This is a genomic window from Sphingomonas sp. KRR8 (assembly GCF_023559245.1).
Taxonomy (GTDB): Bacteria; Pseudomonadota; Alphaproteobacteria; order Sphingomonadales; family Sphingomonadaceae; genus Sphingomicrobium.
The window spans coordinates 1289451-1303095 of sequence record NZ_CP097462.1; the positions used below are offsets into that span (position 1 = coordinate 1289451).

15 protein-coding genes are annotated in these 13645 nt (G+C 68.2%); 7 read left to right on the plus strand and 8 right to left on the minus strand.

Annotated elements, in window-relative coordinates; all coding sequences use genetic code 11:
- The first annotated feature begins 38 nt into the window (after positions 1–38).
- Together pdxA and rsmA are read left to right on the plus strand one after the other, a co-directional pair.
- Positions 39–1043 (plus strand): 4-hydroxythreonine-4-phosphate dehydrogenase PdxA, encoded by a 1005-nt coding sequence (pdxA, locus tag M8312_RS06455; RefSeq protein WP_250119549.1) that lies wholly within the window; start codon positions 39–41, stop codon positions 1041–1043.
- Positions 1040–1855, plus strand: coding sequence for a 16S rRNA (adenine(1518)-N(6)/adenine(1519)-N(6))-dimethyltransferase RsmA (gene rsmA / locus M8312_RS06460; RefSeq protein WP_250119550.1), 816 nt, complete (start codon positions 1040–1042; stop codon positions 1853–1855). Before pdxA ends, rsmA begins: the two co-directional genes overlap by 4 nt.
- On the opposite strand, the gene M8312_RS06465 is transcribed toward rsmA, so the two are convergent.
- The 4 genes from M8312_RS06465 to M8312_RS06480 are packed head-to-tail and all read right to left on the minus strand — an operon-like array spanning position 1852 to position 5833.
- Positions 1852–2382 carry a tetratricopeptide repeat protein gene (locus M8312_RS06465; RefSeq protein WP_250119551.1) on the minus strand — a complete coding sequence of 177 codons (531 nt, stop codon included), beginning with the start codon at positions 2380–2382 and terminating at the stop codon, positions 1852–1854. The genes rsmA and M8312_RS06465 overlap by 4 nt on opposite strands.
- On the minus strand, positions 2379–3524 hold the full coding sequence (locus M8312_RS06470; RefSeq protein WP_250119552.1) for an RsmB/NOP family class I SAM-dependent RNA methyltransferase: 1146 nt from the start codon (positions 3522–3524) through the stop codon (positions 2379–2381). The genes M8312_RS06465 and M8312_RS06470 overlap by 4 nt, the downstream gene beginning before the upstream one ends.
- Positions 3525–3527: 3 nt before the next feature.
- Positions 3528–5006, minus strand: a complete 1479-nt coding sequence (gene guaB, locus M8312_RS06475) for an IMP dehydrogenase (RefSeq protein WP_250119553.1) — start codon at positions 5004–5006, stop codon at positions 3528–3530.
- A 38-nt stretch (positions 5007–5044) separates the two neighbouring features.
- Complete coding sequence (locus M8312_RS06480) at positions 5045–5833, minus strand: HpcH/HpaI aldolase/citrate lyase family protein (RefSeq protein WP_502957454.1); 789 nt, start codon at positions 5831–5833, stop codon at positions 5045–5047.
- Positions 5834–5905: 72 nt separating this feature from the next.
- Here M8312_RS06480 and M8312_RS06485 point away from each other — a divergent pair, with 72 nt between their 5' ends.
- From M8312_RS06485 to M8312_RS06505, 5 genes are read left to right on the plus strand one after another with little or no spacing between them, the layout of a single operon-like run.
- The gene (locus M8312_RS06485) at positions 5906–6916 is read left to right on the plus strand and encodes an SPFH domain-containing protein (RefSeq protein WP_250119555.1); all 1011 of its coding nucleotides are present in this window, start codon (positions 5906–5908) and stop codon (positions 6914–6916) included.
- A gap of 6 nt (positions 6917–6922) precedes the next feature.
- Positions 6923–7378 (plus strand): NfeD family protein, encoded by a 456-nt coding sequence (locus tag M8312_RS06490; protein WP_250119556.1) that lies wholly within the window; start codon positions 6923–6925, stop codon positions 7376–7378.
- Between the two features lie 19 nt (positions 7379–7397).
- Positions 7398–9242 (plus strand): DUF885 domain-containing protein, encoded by a 1845-nt coding sequence (locus tag M8312_RS06495; RefSeq protein ID WP_250119557.1) that lies wholly within the window; start codon positions 7398–7400, stop codon positions 9240–9242.
- Positions 9239–9577, plus strand: coding sequence for a hypothetical protein (locus M8312_RS06500; protein WP_250119558.1), 339 nt, complete (start codon positions 9239–9241; stop codon positions 9575–9577). Before M8312_RS06495 ends, M8312_RS06500 begins: the two co-directional genes overlap by 4 nt.
- Positions 9574–10029 carry a molybdopterin-dependent oxidoreductase gene (locus M8312_RS06505; RefSeq protein ID WP_250119559.1) on the plus strand — a complete coding sequence of 152 codons (456 nt, stop codon included), beginning with the start codon at positions 9574–9576 and terminating at the stop codon, positions 10027–10029. The genes M8312_RS06500 and M8312_RS06505 overlap by 4 nt, the downstream gene beginning before the upstream one ends.
- Before the next feature lie 4 nt (positions 10030–10033).
- Here M8312_RS06505 and M8312_RS06510 read toward each other — a convergent pair whose 3' ends face one another.
- From M8312_RS06510 to M8312_RS14425, 4 genes are all read right to left on the minus strand, one after another.
- Complete coding sequence (locus M8312_RS06510) at positions 10034–10639, minus strand: DedA family protein (RefSeq protein ID WP_250119560.1); 606 nt, start codon at positions 10637–10639, stop codon at positions 10034–10036.
- A gap of 121 nt (positions 10640–10760) precedes the next feature.
- On the minus strand, positions 10761–11393 hold the full coding sequence (locus M8312_RS06515; protein ID WP_250119561.1) for a DVUA0089 family protein: 633 nt from the start codon (positions 11391–11393) through the stop codon (positions 10761–10763).
- A 131-nt stretch (positions 11394–11524) separates the two neighbouring features.
- The gene (locus tag M8312_RS06520) at positions 11525–12940 is read right to left on the minus strand and encodes an MFS transporter (RefSeq protein WP_250119562.1); all 1416 of its coding nucleotides are present in this window, start codon (positions 12938–12940) and stop codon (positions 11525–11527) included.
- 2 nt (positions 12941–12942) lie between these two features.
- Positions 12943–13527, minus strand: coding sequence for a DUF937 domain-containing protein (locus M8312_RS14425; protein WP_284070208.1), 585 nt, complete (start codon positions 13525–13527; stop codon positions 12943–12945).
- Positions 13528–13645 lie beyond the last annotated feature (118 nt).

Here is a 13645-nt window from a genome sequence, read left to right on the forward strand (position 1 = left end):
GGGTGACGTACCTCGGCCCAGCCGCTAGTCGTCTTCCGATGGCCCCGTCCCTACCGCCGTTGTCCGTCTCGCTAGGTGATCCCGCCGGGATTGGGCCCGAAGTGGTCGCCAAATGCTGGGACCAGCGGGTGTCCTTCGGCCTTCCGCCATTCGTCGCCGTCGGCGATCCGCGCAGCCTTGCGCAGGTTTGGGACGGCGAGCTGGCGATCATTGACGAGCCGCGCCTCGCCGCCGAGGTCTTCCATCGTGGCCTGCCGTTGATCCCGGTGCCCGCCTCGGGTTCGAGTGTTCCCGGCTGCCCGACCACCGCCGGCGCCCACTGCTCGCTCGACAGCCTCGAGATAGCGGTCGGCCTCGCCCGTTCGGGATCGGTATCGGGCGTCGTCACCGGCCCGGTCAGCAAGCAGCAGCTTTACGCCATCGGCTTTTCCCATCCGGGGCAGACCGAATTCGTCGCCGAGCGCTGCGGCGTGGCGCCCGGCAATGTCGCGATGATGCTTGCCGGCCCGACGCTCCGAACCGTTCCGGTCACCACCCACCTTTCCCTGCGGGAGGTCGCAGACCGGCTGACAGCCGCGTTGATCGAGGCGCGTGGCCGCGCCACCCTGCGCGGCCTCCAGCGCAACTTCGGCATTCCGGAACCGCGCCTCGCCGTTGCCGGCTTCAACCCGCATGCGGGTGAAGGCGGTGCGCTCGGCACCGAGGAGATCGAGGTAATCCAGCCGGCGATCGAGGCCCTTCGCGCCGAAGGCTGGGACGTCACGGGCCCCCACCCGGCCGACACCATGTTCCACGCCGCCGCCCGTGGACGCTACGACGCCGCGCTGTGCATGTACCATGACCAGGCGCTCATCCCGTTGAAGGCGCTGCACTTCGAAGAAGGCGTGAACGTCACCTTGGGCCTGCCGATCGTCCGGACGGCGCCCGATCACGGTACCGCCTTCGACATCGCCGGCGAGGACCGGGCCGACCCTCGCGCCATGGCCGCGGCCATCCGCCTGGCCGCGAGCAGCGCCGCCCGCCGGGCCGCCTCCGCCGCGTGAGCCTGCCGCCGCTCCGCGAAGTCATCGCCCGTCACGGCCTCAGCGCCTCCAAGGCGCTTGGCCAGAACTTCATCCTGGATCGCCAGCTCCTCGCCCGGATTGCCGCCATCCCTGGTCCGCTGGAAGGCCAGACCGTCTATGAGGTCGGCCCTGGTCCCGGTGGCCTGACCGCCGCGCTGCTCGAAGCAGGCGCGCACGTCATCGCCGTCGAACGCGACCGCCGGTGCCTTCCCGCCCTCGCCGAACTGGGCGACGCCTTCCCGGAGCACCTGACGGTGATCGAGGACGACGCCCTGAAGATCGACGAGCGGGCGATCGTCGGCGACGGTGCGCACATCGTCTCCAACCTGCCATACAATGTCGGCACCGCGCTCCTGCTGCGCTGGCTGGGCGGACCCTGGCCGCCCTGGTGGCGAAGCCTCACACTCATGTTCCAGCGGGAAGTCGCCGAACGGATCGTCGCCCCCACCGACGGTGACCATTACGGCCGCCTCGCCATCGCCGCCCAATGGCGCGCAACGCCCCGGTTGGCCCTGCCGGTCCACCGCTCGGCCTTCACGCCGCCGCCCAAGGTCGCCTCGGCCGTCGTTCACATCGTTCCCGCGCCGCAGCCGGAAGGTGTCGACCCGCAGGTGCTGGAACAGCTTACTGCCGCCGCCTTCGGCCAGCGGCGCAAGATGCTCCGCCAGAGCTTAAAGGCCGTGCCGAACGCTTTGGACGCCCTCGCCAGGCTCGGCATCGCCGCGGAACGCCGCGCCGAAACCGTGAGCGTGCCCGAGTTTGTCGCGCTCGCGAAAGCGCTGTCGGCTTAATTCTGCTTGGTAGTCGGTGCCGGTGTGGTCTTCTGCGCGACCGCCGGTCCGCGCGCGATGACCATCGACAGCTGGGTCGCCTGCGGGCACGCGCCAGTGCCGCATAGCTGCTTCAACTTGGCGAGATTCTGCTGCGCCCGCGCGGTCGCGCCCATCTCGACCATCGCTTCGCCCTGCACTGCGATCGCATCGCGGTCGGTCGGCTCGAGCAGCAGCGCCTTGTTGGTGTAACGGATCGCTTGTCCGTAGAGCTTCTGCCGGGTCGCCACCTTGGCCAGCGCGACAAAGGCCGGGCGGTTGCGCGGATCAACGGCGAGCGCGGTTTCCAGCGCATCGTCGGCGGCCTGGAAATTGCCTGCCGCAAGCGCCGCCTCACCCTGCCGGAGCAGCTGCACCGAGGTCGGGTTCAACTGATTGTCCGGCGTCTGGCTCTGGCCCGAACTGGCCATCAGCGCCGCCATCAACCCCACTGCCCCAAGAATCGGCGTCACTCGCATCACAATCTCCAGCCACTCGGCCCGGGTCATCGCTTAGACCGGAACCGCGCGATGAAAAAGCCGTCGGTCCCGTCATGTCCCGGCGTGAGAAGTTTTCCCACCCCGTCCAAACGCCCGGCGGCCAAGCCTGTATCCTCCGCTTGAAACCCTGAATGACGGCTGAGGAAGTCCGCTGCCTGGCCCGCACCCTCTCGGCGCAACAGGGAGCAGACGGCATAGACCAGGGTTCCGCCCGGTTTCACCAGCGGCGCCGCCAGGTCCAGCACCCGCGCCTGCAATTCGGTCAACCGATCCAGCCGCTCGGGGTTGAGCCGCCAGCGCCCCTCCGGGTTGCGCCGCCACGTGCCCGATCCCGAGCAGGGCGCGTCAACCAGCACCACGTCGGCCCGGCCGGCGAGGTCGCTCAGGCCCTCGGCCTCGCGCGGTGTATTCAGTAGCCGCGTCTCGATCGTGGCACCGGCCCGCTCGGCCCGCGCCGCCAGCGGCGCCAGTCGCGCCCGGCTCACGTCGCAGGCGACGATCCGCGCCCCCGGCTGGGCAGCGGCAATCGCCAGACTCTTGCCACCCGCACCCGCGCAAAGGTCCACGACCAGCGACCCCGCTTCGGGCAGCGCGGCAAGCGCGACCAGCTGGCTGCCCTCATCCTGCACTTCGAGCCGGCCTTCGGTGAATGCCGGCAACCCCGTGACGTTCGCGTCCGTCGGCAGGCGCAGCCCCCACGGGCTGAGCGGACTAACGACTGCGTCCGCCAGTTCCGCCAGCACCGCTTCACGCGGCGGCTTGGCCCGGAGGTCGAGCGGCGCTCGCTCCACCAGCCGCCCGTCCACCTCGACCAGCGCCGACAGTTCGGGAAGCAGCCACGCGGGCACGACTCCGGCCGCCGCGGCCGCTTCACCCTCTGTCGCCGCCGCGGGCCCATGTCCTGAGCCGTCGAACAACTCCGGAGCGACCGCCAGCAGCGCCGACCGCCCATTCACCGGAGGATCGGCCGCATGGCGGATCGCCTGGAACACCAGCTCCCGCACCGTCCGCCGGTCTTTCGACCCGGCATAGCGACGTATCTTGAAGTAAGCCGTGACCAGCACGTCGGCCGGCGGACCGTTGTCGCGCGCCGATGCGATGACCTGATCAATGATCTCGATCGCGGCCTGGGCGCGCGCCGGGGGAGTCACTGGCTAGCGCGCCGGATAATTCGGCGCTTCCCGGGTGATCGCCACGTCATGCACATGGCTTTCGCTCAACCCTGCATTGGTGATCCGGACGAACTGGGCCCGCTCCTGCAAGTCGGGAATGGTGGTCGAGCCGGTATAGCCCATCGCCGCTTTCACGCCGCCGACCAGCTGGTGGACGATGGCGCTGACCGAACCCTTGAACGGCACCTGTCCTTCGATCCCCTCGGGCACCAGCTTCATCTGGTCCTTGATGTCCTGCTGGAAGTAACGGTCTGCCGAGCCGCGGGCCATCGCGCCGACGCTGCCCATCCCGCGATAGCTCTTGTAGGCGCGTCCCTGGTAGAGGAACACCTCGCCCGGCGCTTCCTCCGTCCCCGCCAGCAACGATCCGACCATCACTGTCGATGCGCCCGCCGCCAGTGCCTTGGCCATGTCGCCGCTGGTCCGAATGCCCCCGTCCGCAATCACCGGCACGCCGGCGTCGCGCGCCGCCGCCGCCGCGCTCATCACGGCGGTCAGCTGCGGAACCCCGACCCCGGCCACGATCCGCGTGGTGCAGATCGATCCCGGACCGATACCGACCTTCACCGCATCCGCGCCCGCATCGATCAGCGCCTTGGTCGCCGCGGAGGTGGCGACATTGCCAGCGATCACCTGCACCCGGTTAGACAGGCTCTTCACCCGCCCGACCGCTGCCGCCACGTCGACGTTGTGACCGTGCGCGGTGTCGATCACGATGCAGTCGACGCCCGCGTCGATCAGCGCCGCGCTACGCTCATAGCCCTTGTCGCCAACCGTGCTCGCCGCCGCGACGCGTAGGCGGCCCTCGGCGTCCTTGGTGGCGTTGGGGGTCGCAACCGCCTTCTCGATATCCTTGACCGTGATCAGGCCGACGCAATGCTCGCCGTCATCCACCACCAGCAGCTTCTCAATTCGCCGCTGGTGCAGCAGGCGCCGCGCCTCCTCCTGGCTGGTGCCCTCGCGGACGGTCGCCAGATTGTCGCGGGTCATCAGCTCGGACACCGGCTGCTTCGGGTTCTCGGCAAAGCGCACGTCGCGGTTGGTCAGGATGCCGCACAGCTTGCCTGACCGCTCCACGATAGGAATGCCGCTGATCTTGTTGACCCGCATCAGCTCGAGCGCCTCGGCCAGCGTCTGGTCGGGGGTCATGGTGATCGGATTGACCACCATCCCGCTTTCGAACCGCTTCACCTGCCGCACCGCGGCGGCCTGCGCCTCGACATCCAGATTGCGGTGGAGCACGCCGATTCCGCCCAGCTGCGCCATGGCGATGGCCATGTCGGCTTCGGTCACCGTATCCATCGCGCTCGACAGCACGGGGATGTTGAGCCGGATGTCGCGGGTCAGGAACGTGGAGGTATCCGCCTGGCTCGGCAGGACACTGGAAGCGAGAGGCTGGAGCAGGACGTCATCGAACGTCAGGCCCAGCGGAATGTCAGGAGATGAGAGGAGGTCGGCCATGCGCGCCTTTGGCCGGAGAGAGCCGATTCGGCAAGCCTCTACCGCCCCAGCAGCCGTTCCGCCGCCTCGACATGCATCCGTTCGATCATCTCGCCTTCGAACCGTTGCGCGCCACCCTGTGCTGCCGCGACCAGCCGTTCGGCCCGCGCCACTTCGTTTGCAGAAGGCGCGAAAGCGGCATGGCACGCGGCGACCTGATTGGGATGGATCAGGGTCTTGCCATCGAAACCCCACCGACGTCCTTCTGCCGCCTCGGCCGCGAATCCGTCTGCATCCTCCAGCCGGTTATAAACACCGTCGAAGCACGGCTTTCCGGCCGCGCGCGCTGCCAGCACGACCATCTGCAGCGCCGTCTGCAAGGCCGGCCGCCGCTCGCCCTCGGGCAGCCGCAGGTCGTTGGCGAGGTCGTTCGTCCCAGCGATCAGGGCCGCCGCCGCTTCCGCGATGTCGGCCGCGCGCTGCACGCCCAGTGCCGTCTCGACCATCGCTGCCACCGGCTTGCCCGTGACCGTCAGCACCTCTTCGATCACGGCGGCGCCGTCGACCCGCGGCACCACCACGAAATCGCAGGCAGAGCCCGCCACCGCCTCGACATCGACGCCGTGCCAATCGCTCGCGAACCCGTTGACCCGGATGGCCACCGGGCAAGGCCAGGCTTCCGCCACTGCCACCACCGCCGCGGCCCGTGCGCTGTCCTTGTCCGCCGGCTTCACCGCGTCCTCCAGGTCCAGGATCACCAGGTCCGCTCCAGCCTCGCGCGCCTTCGCAATCGCCCGTGAATTGCTCGCCGGAAGGAACAGCGCCGACCTCCTGCCGAACAGATTCACGCTCACGCCGATTTCCCTTCGCTTGAAGCCAGCCCAAGGGCATGATGCCGCGACAATGAATTGGGGGATTCCATGCTGACGACCTTCCTTGCCGCGCTGGCCTTGCTGGTGGTGCTCTATGCGATGATGAGCATCAAGATCGTTCACCAGGGCTACCGCTTCACCATCGAACATTTCGGCAAGTTCGTCCGCGTGGCAGAACCCGGGTTCAACTTCATGCCCGCCTTCTTCTACCGCGTCGGCCGCCGCATCAACATGATGGAGCAGGTGCTCGACATCCCGGGGCAGGAGATCATCACCAAGGACAACGCCATGGTGGCGGTGGACGGCGTCGTCTTCTTCCAGGTGCTCGACCCGGCCAAGGCCGCGTATGAAGTGTCCGACCTCTACACCGCGATCATGGCCCTTTCGACCACCAACCTGCGCACGGTGATGGGTTCGATGGACCTCGACGAGACCCTGTCCAAGCGTGACGAGATCAACGTCCGCCTGCTCCAGGTCGTCGATCACGCGACCGAGGCCTGGGGCGTCAAGATCACGCGCGTCGAGCTCAAGGACATCCGCCCGCCGTCCGACATCGTCAACGCCATGACCCGCCAGATGAAGGCCGAGCGTGAAAAGCGCGCGAACATCCTCGAGAGCGAGGGCCTGCGCCAGTCGGAGATCCTGCGCGCCGAGGGTGAGAAGCAGGCCAAGATCCTCCAGGCCGAGGGCCTGAAGGAAGCTGCCTTTCGCGAAGCCGAAGCCCGCGAACGCGCCGCCCAGGCCGAGGCCTCAGCCACCAAGGCGGTCAGCGACGCAATCGAGGCCGGCAGCGGCCAGGCGATCAACTATTTCATCGCCCAGAAGTACGTCGAGGCGATCGGCCAGTTCGCCACCTCGCCCAACGCCAAGACCATCCTCTTCCCGATCGAGGCGACCCAGCTGATCGGAACGCTCGGCGGCATCGGGGAGCTTGCCAAGGAAGTCTTCAGCGGTGAGGGAAAGCCGACCGCCCCCACCCCGCCGCCCCGGACCGAGCTGCGCGCCGAACGGGGTCCGCCGCCGTCAGGCGTCCCCGCCAGCCCGCGCATCGAGGGCTAGGCCGTCATGATCGACGGTATCGCGCCGGGCTGGCTGTGGCTGATCGGCGGCCTGCTGCTGCTGATGGCGGAGCTGATCGCGCCCGGCGTGTTCCTGCTGTTCATCGGTGCGGCGGCGATGATCACGGGCGTGTTCGTGCTGCTGTTCGGCCTCGGCCTAGCGCCCGCCCTCGCCCTCTTCGCCCTCTACACCGCGGTGGCGGTGCTGATCGGCCGCAAGGTCTACGCCAACCAGGCGGTGAACAGTCCCGACCCGCTGCTCAACGATCGAGGCGCGCGGCTGATCGGCCGGGTCGTCACCGCCACCTCACCCATCGATGCGAGCCACGGCCGGGTTCGCGTCGGTGACAGCGAATGGAGCGCGCGGGGTGGCCCCGCTGCCGCTGGCGACCAGGTCCGCATCACCGGCGTTGACGGCAACTGCCTGCGCGTGGAAATCGAGCGCAGCCTGCCGCCCGCCTGATTTTCGCCAGGAGTATCGCTTGACCTTGTCCCCTCTCACCCGCCGCCAAACCCTCGGCGCGCTTGCCGCAACCGCCGCCGCTCCTGCCGTCGCCGTTCCCGCCAAGGTCGTGGCCAAGCGCCCGCTCGACGAGGCCGGCGCCAAGCGCCTGATCCAGACCGTCACCGACCATCTGCTCGCACTCACCCCGGAGTCGGCCACCAGCAACAACGTGGACAAGGGCGCCTACGCACCCTTGCGCCGCCGCCTCTCCGACCGCAGCCAGGCCGGCCAGGACCGCTTCGCCGCCACCATCCGCAGCGACCTTGCGCAGGTTAGCGGCTACGACCTGTCACAGCTCACCCATTCCACCCGCACCACGCTGGAGGTCATCAAGAGCGCCTATCGCACCGGCCTTCAGGGCTATGCGCTCCCCTATGGCGACGTCGCCGTCGGCGGCTACCGCAATACGCCCTACGTCGTGATCCAGAACGTCGGCGCCTACCTCGACACGCCCAAGTTCCTCGACACCGACCACCTGGTCGAAACCGCGCCCGACGCCGAAGCCTATCTCGCCCGCCTGGCGGAATATCCGGCGCAACTGGACGGCGAGCTCGGCCGAATGAAGGCCGCCGCCGCCAAGGGCCTGGTCCCGCCCGGCTTCCTCATCGACAAGACGCTCGCCCAGCTGACGCGCAGCCGCGACGATGCGGCAAAAGGGGGCGGGCTGGTCAGCAGCCTCGTCAACCGTACCCGCGAGAAGAACATCCCCGGCGACTGGGACCGCCGCGCCCGCGCCATCGCGGTGAACCAGGTCGCGCCCGCCCTCACCCGCCAGATCGACGAGTTCCAGCGCCAGCGTCCCCGCGCCACCGACGTCGCCGGCATCTGGTCGCGCCCGCATGGGGAAGCCTATTACGCCTACGCCCTCCGCGCGAGCACCACGACCAGCCTCAGCCCCGAGGAGATCCACCAGCTCGGCCTTCACACGCTCGATACGCTCCACGGGCGGATGGACCCGATCCTGCGTCAGCTCGGCTATACGCAAGGCACCGTCGGCCAGCGGATGCAGGCATTGGCCAAGGACCCAGCCTACAAATTTGCCGAAGGCGACCCCGGCCGCGCCGAGATCATGGCCTTCATTCAGGAGCGGCTGAGGATCATCCGGGCCCAGCTGCCCCGCGCCTTCCGCACTTTGGTGAAGGGCAACCTCGAGGTGAAGCGCCTCCCGCCCGAGGAAGAGCCCGGCGCACCCGGGGCCTATGGCGGTCCCGGCTCACCCGACGGCAAGATCCCGGGCAAGTTCTGGATCAACCTCCGAACCACCGAGCTGCACAGCAAGTACAGCCTGCCCGACCTCGCTCACCACGAGGCGATCCCCGGCCACGTCTGGCAGGGCGAATACACCTTCTCGCTGCCGCTGATCCGCACCCTGCTCGCCTTCAACGCTTACTCCGAAGGCTGGGCGCTTTATGCCGAGCAGCTGGCCGACGAGCTGGGCGTCTACGACAATTTCGCGGTCGGCCGCCTGGGCTACCTGCAGTCCATTGCCTTCCGCGCCTGCCGGCTGGTGGTCGACAGCGGCATCCACGCCAAGCGCTGGACCCGAAGCCAAGGCGTCCAGTTCTTCGTCGAGCGCAACGGCTCCAATCCGCTCGAGGTGGCCAGTGAAGTCGACCGCTATTGCAGCTGGCCCGGCCAGGCCTGCGGCTATGAAGTCGGGCATCAGGAGATCAACCGCCAGCGCGACAAGGCAAAGGCGGCGCTGGGCGCTCGCTACGACCTGCGCGACTTCGACGACGCCGTGGTGCTCGGCGGCAACGTGCCGATGGACGTGCTCGCCCTCAACGTTGACGACTATATCCGCCGGGCCCGCGTCGCATGATGATCCTTGCCTTGTTCCTGGCCACAGCCGCCCCGGTGACACAGGGCCGGGCGGTCGCACTGGTCAGTGACGCGATGAAGCGGATCGACCCCACCACGCCGCTTGTCTGCCTGTCGATCACGCCCGAGAAGACCAGTTCGCGCCGCTTCGACATCACCGTTCGCGAGGTCCACGACTATAAGTGCGGCGGCGATGACGAGGTCGAGACCGTGCGCGACCGCTTCCGGGTCACTCGCCTTCCCGTCTCCGTCAGCCGGCTCGATGCCGCCAAGGACCGGTACATACCCTGCACCATCTCGAAGGGCGCGGTGACCTGCCCGGCTCCGACCAGATGATCCTCGCCCTGCTCCTCGCCGCAGGGACCCCCGCCGCACCGGTGCTGACCATCGATGGCCCCGGCCGAACGCCGCTCGTGCTCGACTCCGCTGCCTTGGCCAAACTGCCGCAGACAACCGTAAGCCGCACCGACCATGGCAAGTCCGTGCGCTGCACCGGGGTGCCCCTGCCGGCCCTGCTGACCCGCGCCGGCTTGCCGCAAGGCGAGGCTCTCCGCGGCGCCGCGCTCGCCACTGGCATCTTGGTCGTCGCCCGCGACGGCTATCGCGTGCTGTTCAGCCTGGGTGAGCTCGACGGCTCACTGGGCAAGGCCGAGGCCGTCCTCGCCAGCAACTGCAACGGCCAGCCGCTCGACTCCACGGCCGGGCCCCTGCGCCTGATCGTGGGCGGCGACATCCGGGCTGCCCGTTCGGTGCGTCAGGTCACCCGGCTCACCGTCGTTCGTCCGTGACGAGCTAGTCCATTACATCGTCAAGGCCGAGCGCCTCCGCCCGGCGCTGGCCCTCACGCCGCGCGCGCCAGGCGATCACGCCGACGAACACGGCGAGTGCGACCACGCTGGCGATGCCGAACCGCTGCCAGGTAAACCAGCGGCGGACCAGATGCGCGAGCTCCGGTCCGAACCACCAGCCCAGTCCCGCGCCGATGCACGCCCAGAGGAAGGCGGTGCACAGGTTGTAGGCGAGGAAGAGCCGGGCCGGCATTTGGCTGAGGCTGATCGCAACCGGTCCCACCACCCGCATTCCGTAGATGAAACGGTAGCCGATGCAGAACAGGGTCGGATGCTGGTCGATCCACCTGATGGCCAGCGCGAACGCACGCTTGTCGGTGACCTTGTGCACCCATCTAGCCTCGCGCTGCGAACGTCCGGCCACGAAGAAGAATTGCGCGGACAGCACCGCGGCGCTCCACGCCGCAAGCACCACGTACAGCGGATTGAGCTTGCCCAGGTGCGCCATCGCGCCCCCGACCACCACGCCGATCTCGCCCTCGATGAAGGCTGCCAGGAACACGCCGAGCACCCCATATTGCTCGACCCAATGGCTCACCGCGTGATGCATGACCTCGCCATGCCCGTGCTTCGAGCGAACGGCAATGCAGCCGGCAGCGGATCACCGACCGTGTAAAAGAAAGAGGCAGCCTCCTTCCGGGAGGCTGCCTCAAGACTCCTTTAATATCGGTTCAGGCGAGCCGCTGAACGGCCTTCGCAGTACGCCGGTGGCGCATTGACCAGCCAACGGCGCCGAAGCCGATCAGCATCAGCGCCCAGGTGCCCGGCTCCGGCACCGCACCGCCGACCTGCGTTACGGAGGCGACGTTCAGCACATCGAACGCCCAGGCGTTGGTGCGCCGGTTGCCGGTGACGTCCGTGAAGCTTCCGCCCCCGCTGAACCCGTTCGAAAGGTTCGGCCCGGTCGCGAAGTTTGAGAAGGCCATCACCGAGACGGTGTACGTACCCGGATTGAGCAGCGCGGTAAGGAAGGTGTCGTAACGCTGACCGGTAACGGCGTCGGCGGCGACGTTGCTTCCGCCATCGTCGTTCTGATTGATGATCGCCCCGGTTGAGTCGAACAGCGCCAGGATGGGGTCGAAGCCACCGCGTGCGATGGTGGCGCCGGCCGCATTCACCCCGCCGGCGTAGGACCAGGTCCGAAGCGTGACGTTGGACGGGCTGCCAACCGTGAAATTGAACAACAACACCTGGTTAGGATCGGACAGCGTTCCGGTGAACGACTGGTCCGCGGCCATCGCTGGCGTGCTGAACAAGGCAAGCGCTGATGCACCGAGCGCGACGCGGAGGAGCGACTTCGACATGGGCGAACCCCTTTTAGTGAACGACTAACGGAAAGCCGTTCACGAGGATTAACACGAAATTAACTTTGATTGCAATCAGAGGAGTCAAGCCTAAGCCCGGAAATGTCCCGTTCTGGGCCATTGCAAGCACCTCAATCCAGCGCCGCCTCCGGCAGCCGATGTGGTGTCCGTGGCGCCCTCAACCGCAGCAGGCTGAGCCCGGCCGCGACCAGCGCGGCCATGCTTGCCGCAAGCAACAGCCCGGGCCCGGCCCCCACGCCCGACAGGTGAAAGGCCGCCCCGACCGCCACCGCACCCGTGGTCTGCCCAAGCAATCGCGCCGTCGCCAGCATTCCACCGGCGGCGCCCGATCGCTCACGCGGTGCCGCGCTGACGATGGTGCGGTTGTTGGGCGACTGGAATAGCCCGAACCCTGCCCCACACAGCGCCATTCGCCAGGCGATGTCCCATGTGGCCGGGTGCGTTCCCAGCCGTGACAGGCTGAACAGCCCGGCGGCAAAGACGGCAAGCCCGATCCCGCCGAGCAATCCCGCGCGCACCTTGTCGGACAATCGTCCGGCAATCGGCGCCACCACGCCCAGCGCCAGCGGCCAGGGGGTCATCAGCAATCCGGTCTCGAACGCGCTGCGCCCAAGCACCATCTGAAACATGAAAGGCAGCGTGACATAAGCCAGCATCTGCGCCGCGAAACTGACCGTCGATGTGGCGATGGACATCCCGAAGATCCGGTTGCGCAGCAAATCGACCGGGAACAGCGGCGCCGGGTCTCCCCACTCGCGCCGCACCAGGCACGCGCCCGCGACGATCCCGCCCGCGATCATCGCCAGGCCGCTCATGCTTCCGGTCCGCGCCAGCATCTCGGCGCCGAACACCACGCCGCCCATCATGGCCGCGCTCAGCAGCGCCGATACCCAGTCCGGCCGCCGCCCCTGCCCGCCGGCGCTGGGCAGCGCCTTCAGCCCCACGATCACCGCAGCCACACCGATCGGAAGGTTGATCAGGAACAGCCACGGCCAATTCGCGACTTCCAGGATGAAGGCCGCCAGCGTCGGGCCGGCGGCGGCCGAGGCCGACAGCACCATCGCATTATAGCCGATGCCCCGTCCCAGCATCTTCGTCGGATAGGTCGCCCGGACCAGCGCCGCATTCATGCTCATGATGCACGCCGCGCCCACACCCTGGAACACCCGGGCAGCGATCAGGCCGCTCAGCCCATGCGCCATGGCGCAGCCGAACGAGCCGATCGTGAACAGCACCAGTCCCGGAAGATACACCTTCCGGTAGCCGATCGCGTCACCCAGCGCCGCCAGCGGCAGCAGCAGCATGGTGATCGTCAGCTGATAGGCGTTGACCACCCACACCGACGTCGCCGGCGTAGCGCCGATCTGCCGTGCGATGGTAGGAAGCGCGACGTTGGCGATGGATCCGTCGAGCACCGCCATCGCCAGCGCCAGCCAGATGGCCGCCGCCGACCAGTAGCGCCGTGGTAGAGGCAGTCCGTCGGAGTGCTGCTCGGCGGCGGGGTGAGCGACGACAGCGTCCCGCAACGTTACCGATTACCGCCCATCAGCCCGCCTAGCATGCCGCCCAACGGGCTGCCGCCGCCACCCTGGCCACCACCCATGGCGCCGCCGAGGATGGAGCCGAGCATCCCGCTCATGCCGCCGCCCGTCGCTCCGGCCAGCAGCCCGCCAAGGCCACCCTCCTGGCTCGCGCCGCCGCCTTGCCCGTGCGCCTGCTTGGCGAAGTAACCGGCCGCCAGCATCGCCACCAGCGGAAGCATTTTCTTGAGCAGGTCGGGACTCACCCCGCTCTGCTGCGATGCATGGTCCGCCACTGCACGGCTGGTGTCCTTGCTGCCGAACAGCTGCCCCAGCAGCGCATTGCCCTGCCCGACGTCGGTCGGCTGCGGACCGGTGACATTGTCCATCAGCCCGCCGCCGCCCAGGCTGCCCAGCATCCCGGCCAATCCGCCCAGCCCCTGAGGCTGAGCCTGCGCCTGGTTCTGCATTCCGCCGGCCACCGCCGGCAGCAGCGCGGTCAGCCCACTCTGCGCCGTCTGCTGGTCGACACCCAGCTCTCGGCTGATCGCCTCCACCGCGCCGTTCTGCATCAACCCATCAAGCAAGCTCATGACCCTCATCCTCCTGAACGCCGTCTACACCGTCAACGCTCGCTTCGATCGGGAGGTCCGCTTGAGCGGCGAGTGCGCGTACAGGCCAGCGCCACTCAAATGGGGCGCCGACCTGTAG

What these genes read in the sequence shown, in the direction of transcription:
- M8312_RS06515 (WP_250119561.1), bottom strand. Translation starts at nt 11,393, where the DNA reads ATGTCGAAGTCGCTCCTCCGCGTCGCGCTCGGTGCATCAGCGCTTGCC.
- M8312_RS06485 (WP_250119555.1), top strand. Translation starts at nt 5,906, where the DNA reads ATGCTGACGACCTTCCTTGCCGCGCTGGCCTTGCTGGTGGTGCTCTAT.
- M8312_RS06510 (WP_250119560.1), bottom strand. Translation starts at nt 10,639, where the DNA reads ATGCATCACGCGGTGAGCCATTGGGTCGAGCAATATGGGGTGCTCGGC.
- M8312_RS06465 (WP_250119551.1), bottom strand. Translation starts at nt 2,382, where the DNA reads ATGACCCGGGCCGAGTGGCTGGAGATTGTGATGCGAGTGACGCCGATT.
- M8312_RS06490 (WP_250119556.1), top strand. Translation starts at nt 6,923, where the DNA reads ATGATCGACGGTATCGCGCCGGGCTGGCTGTGGCTGATCGGCGGCCTG.
- M8312_RS14425 (WP_284070208.1), bottom strand. Translation starts at nt 13,527, where the DNA reads ATGAGCTTGCTTGATGGGTTGATGCAGAACGGCGCGGTGGAGGCGATC.
- M8312_RS06505 (WP_250119559.1), top strand. Translation starts at nt 9,574, where the DNA reads ATGATCCTCGCCCTGCTCCTCGCCGCAGGGACCCCCGCCGCACCGGTG.
- M8312_RS06500 (WP_250119558.1), top strand. Translation starts at nt 9,239, where the DNA reads ATGATGATCCTTGCCTTGTTCCTGGCCACAGCCGCCCCGGTGACACAG.
- guaB (WP_250119553.1), bottom strand. Translation starts at nt 5,006, where the DNA reads ATGGCCGACCTCCTCTCATCTCCTGACATTCCGCTGGGCCTGACGTTC.
- pdxA (WP_250119549.1), top strand. Translation starts at nt 39, where the DNA reads ATGGCCCCGTCCCTACCGCCGTTGTCCGTCTCGCTAGGTGATCCCGCC.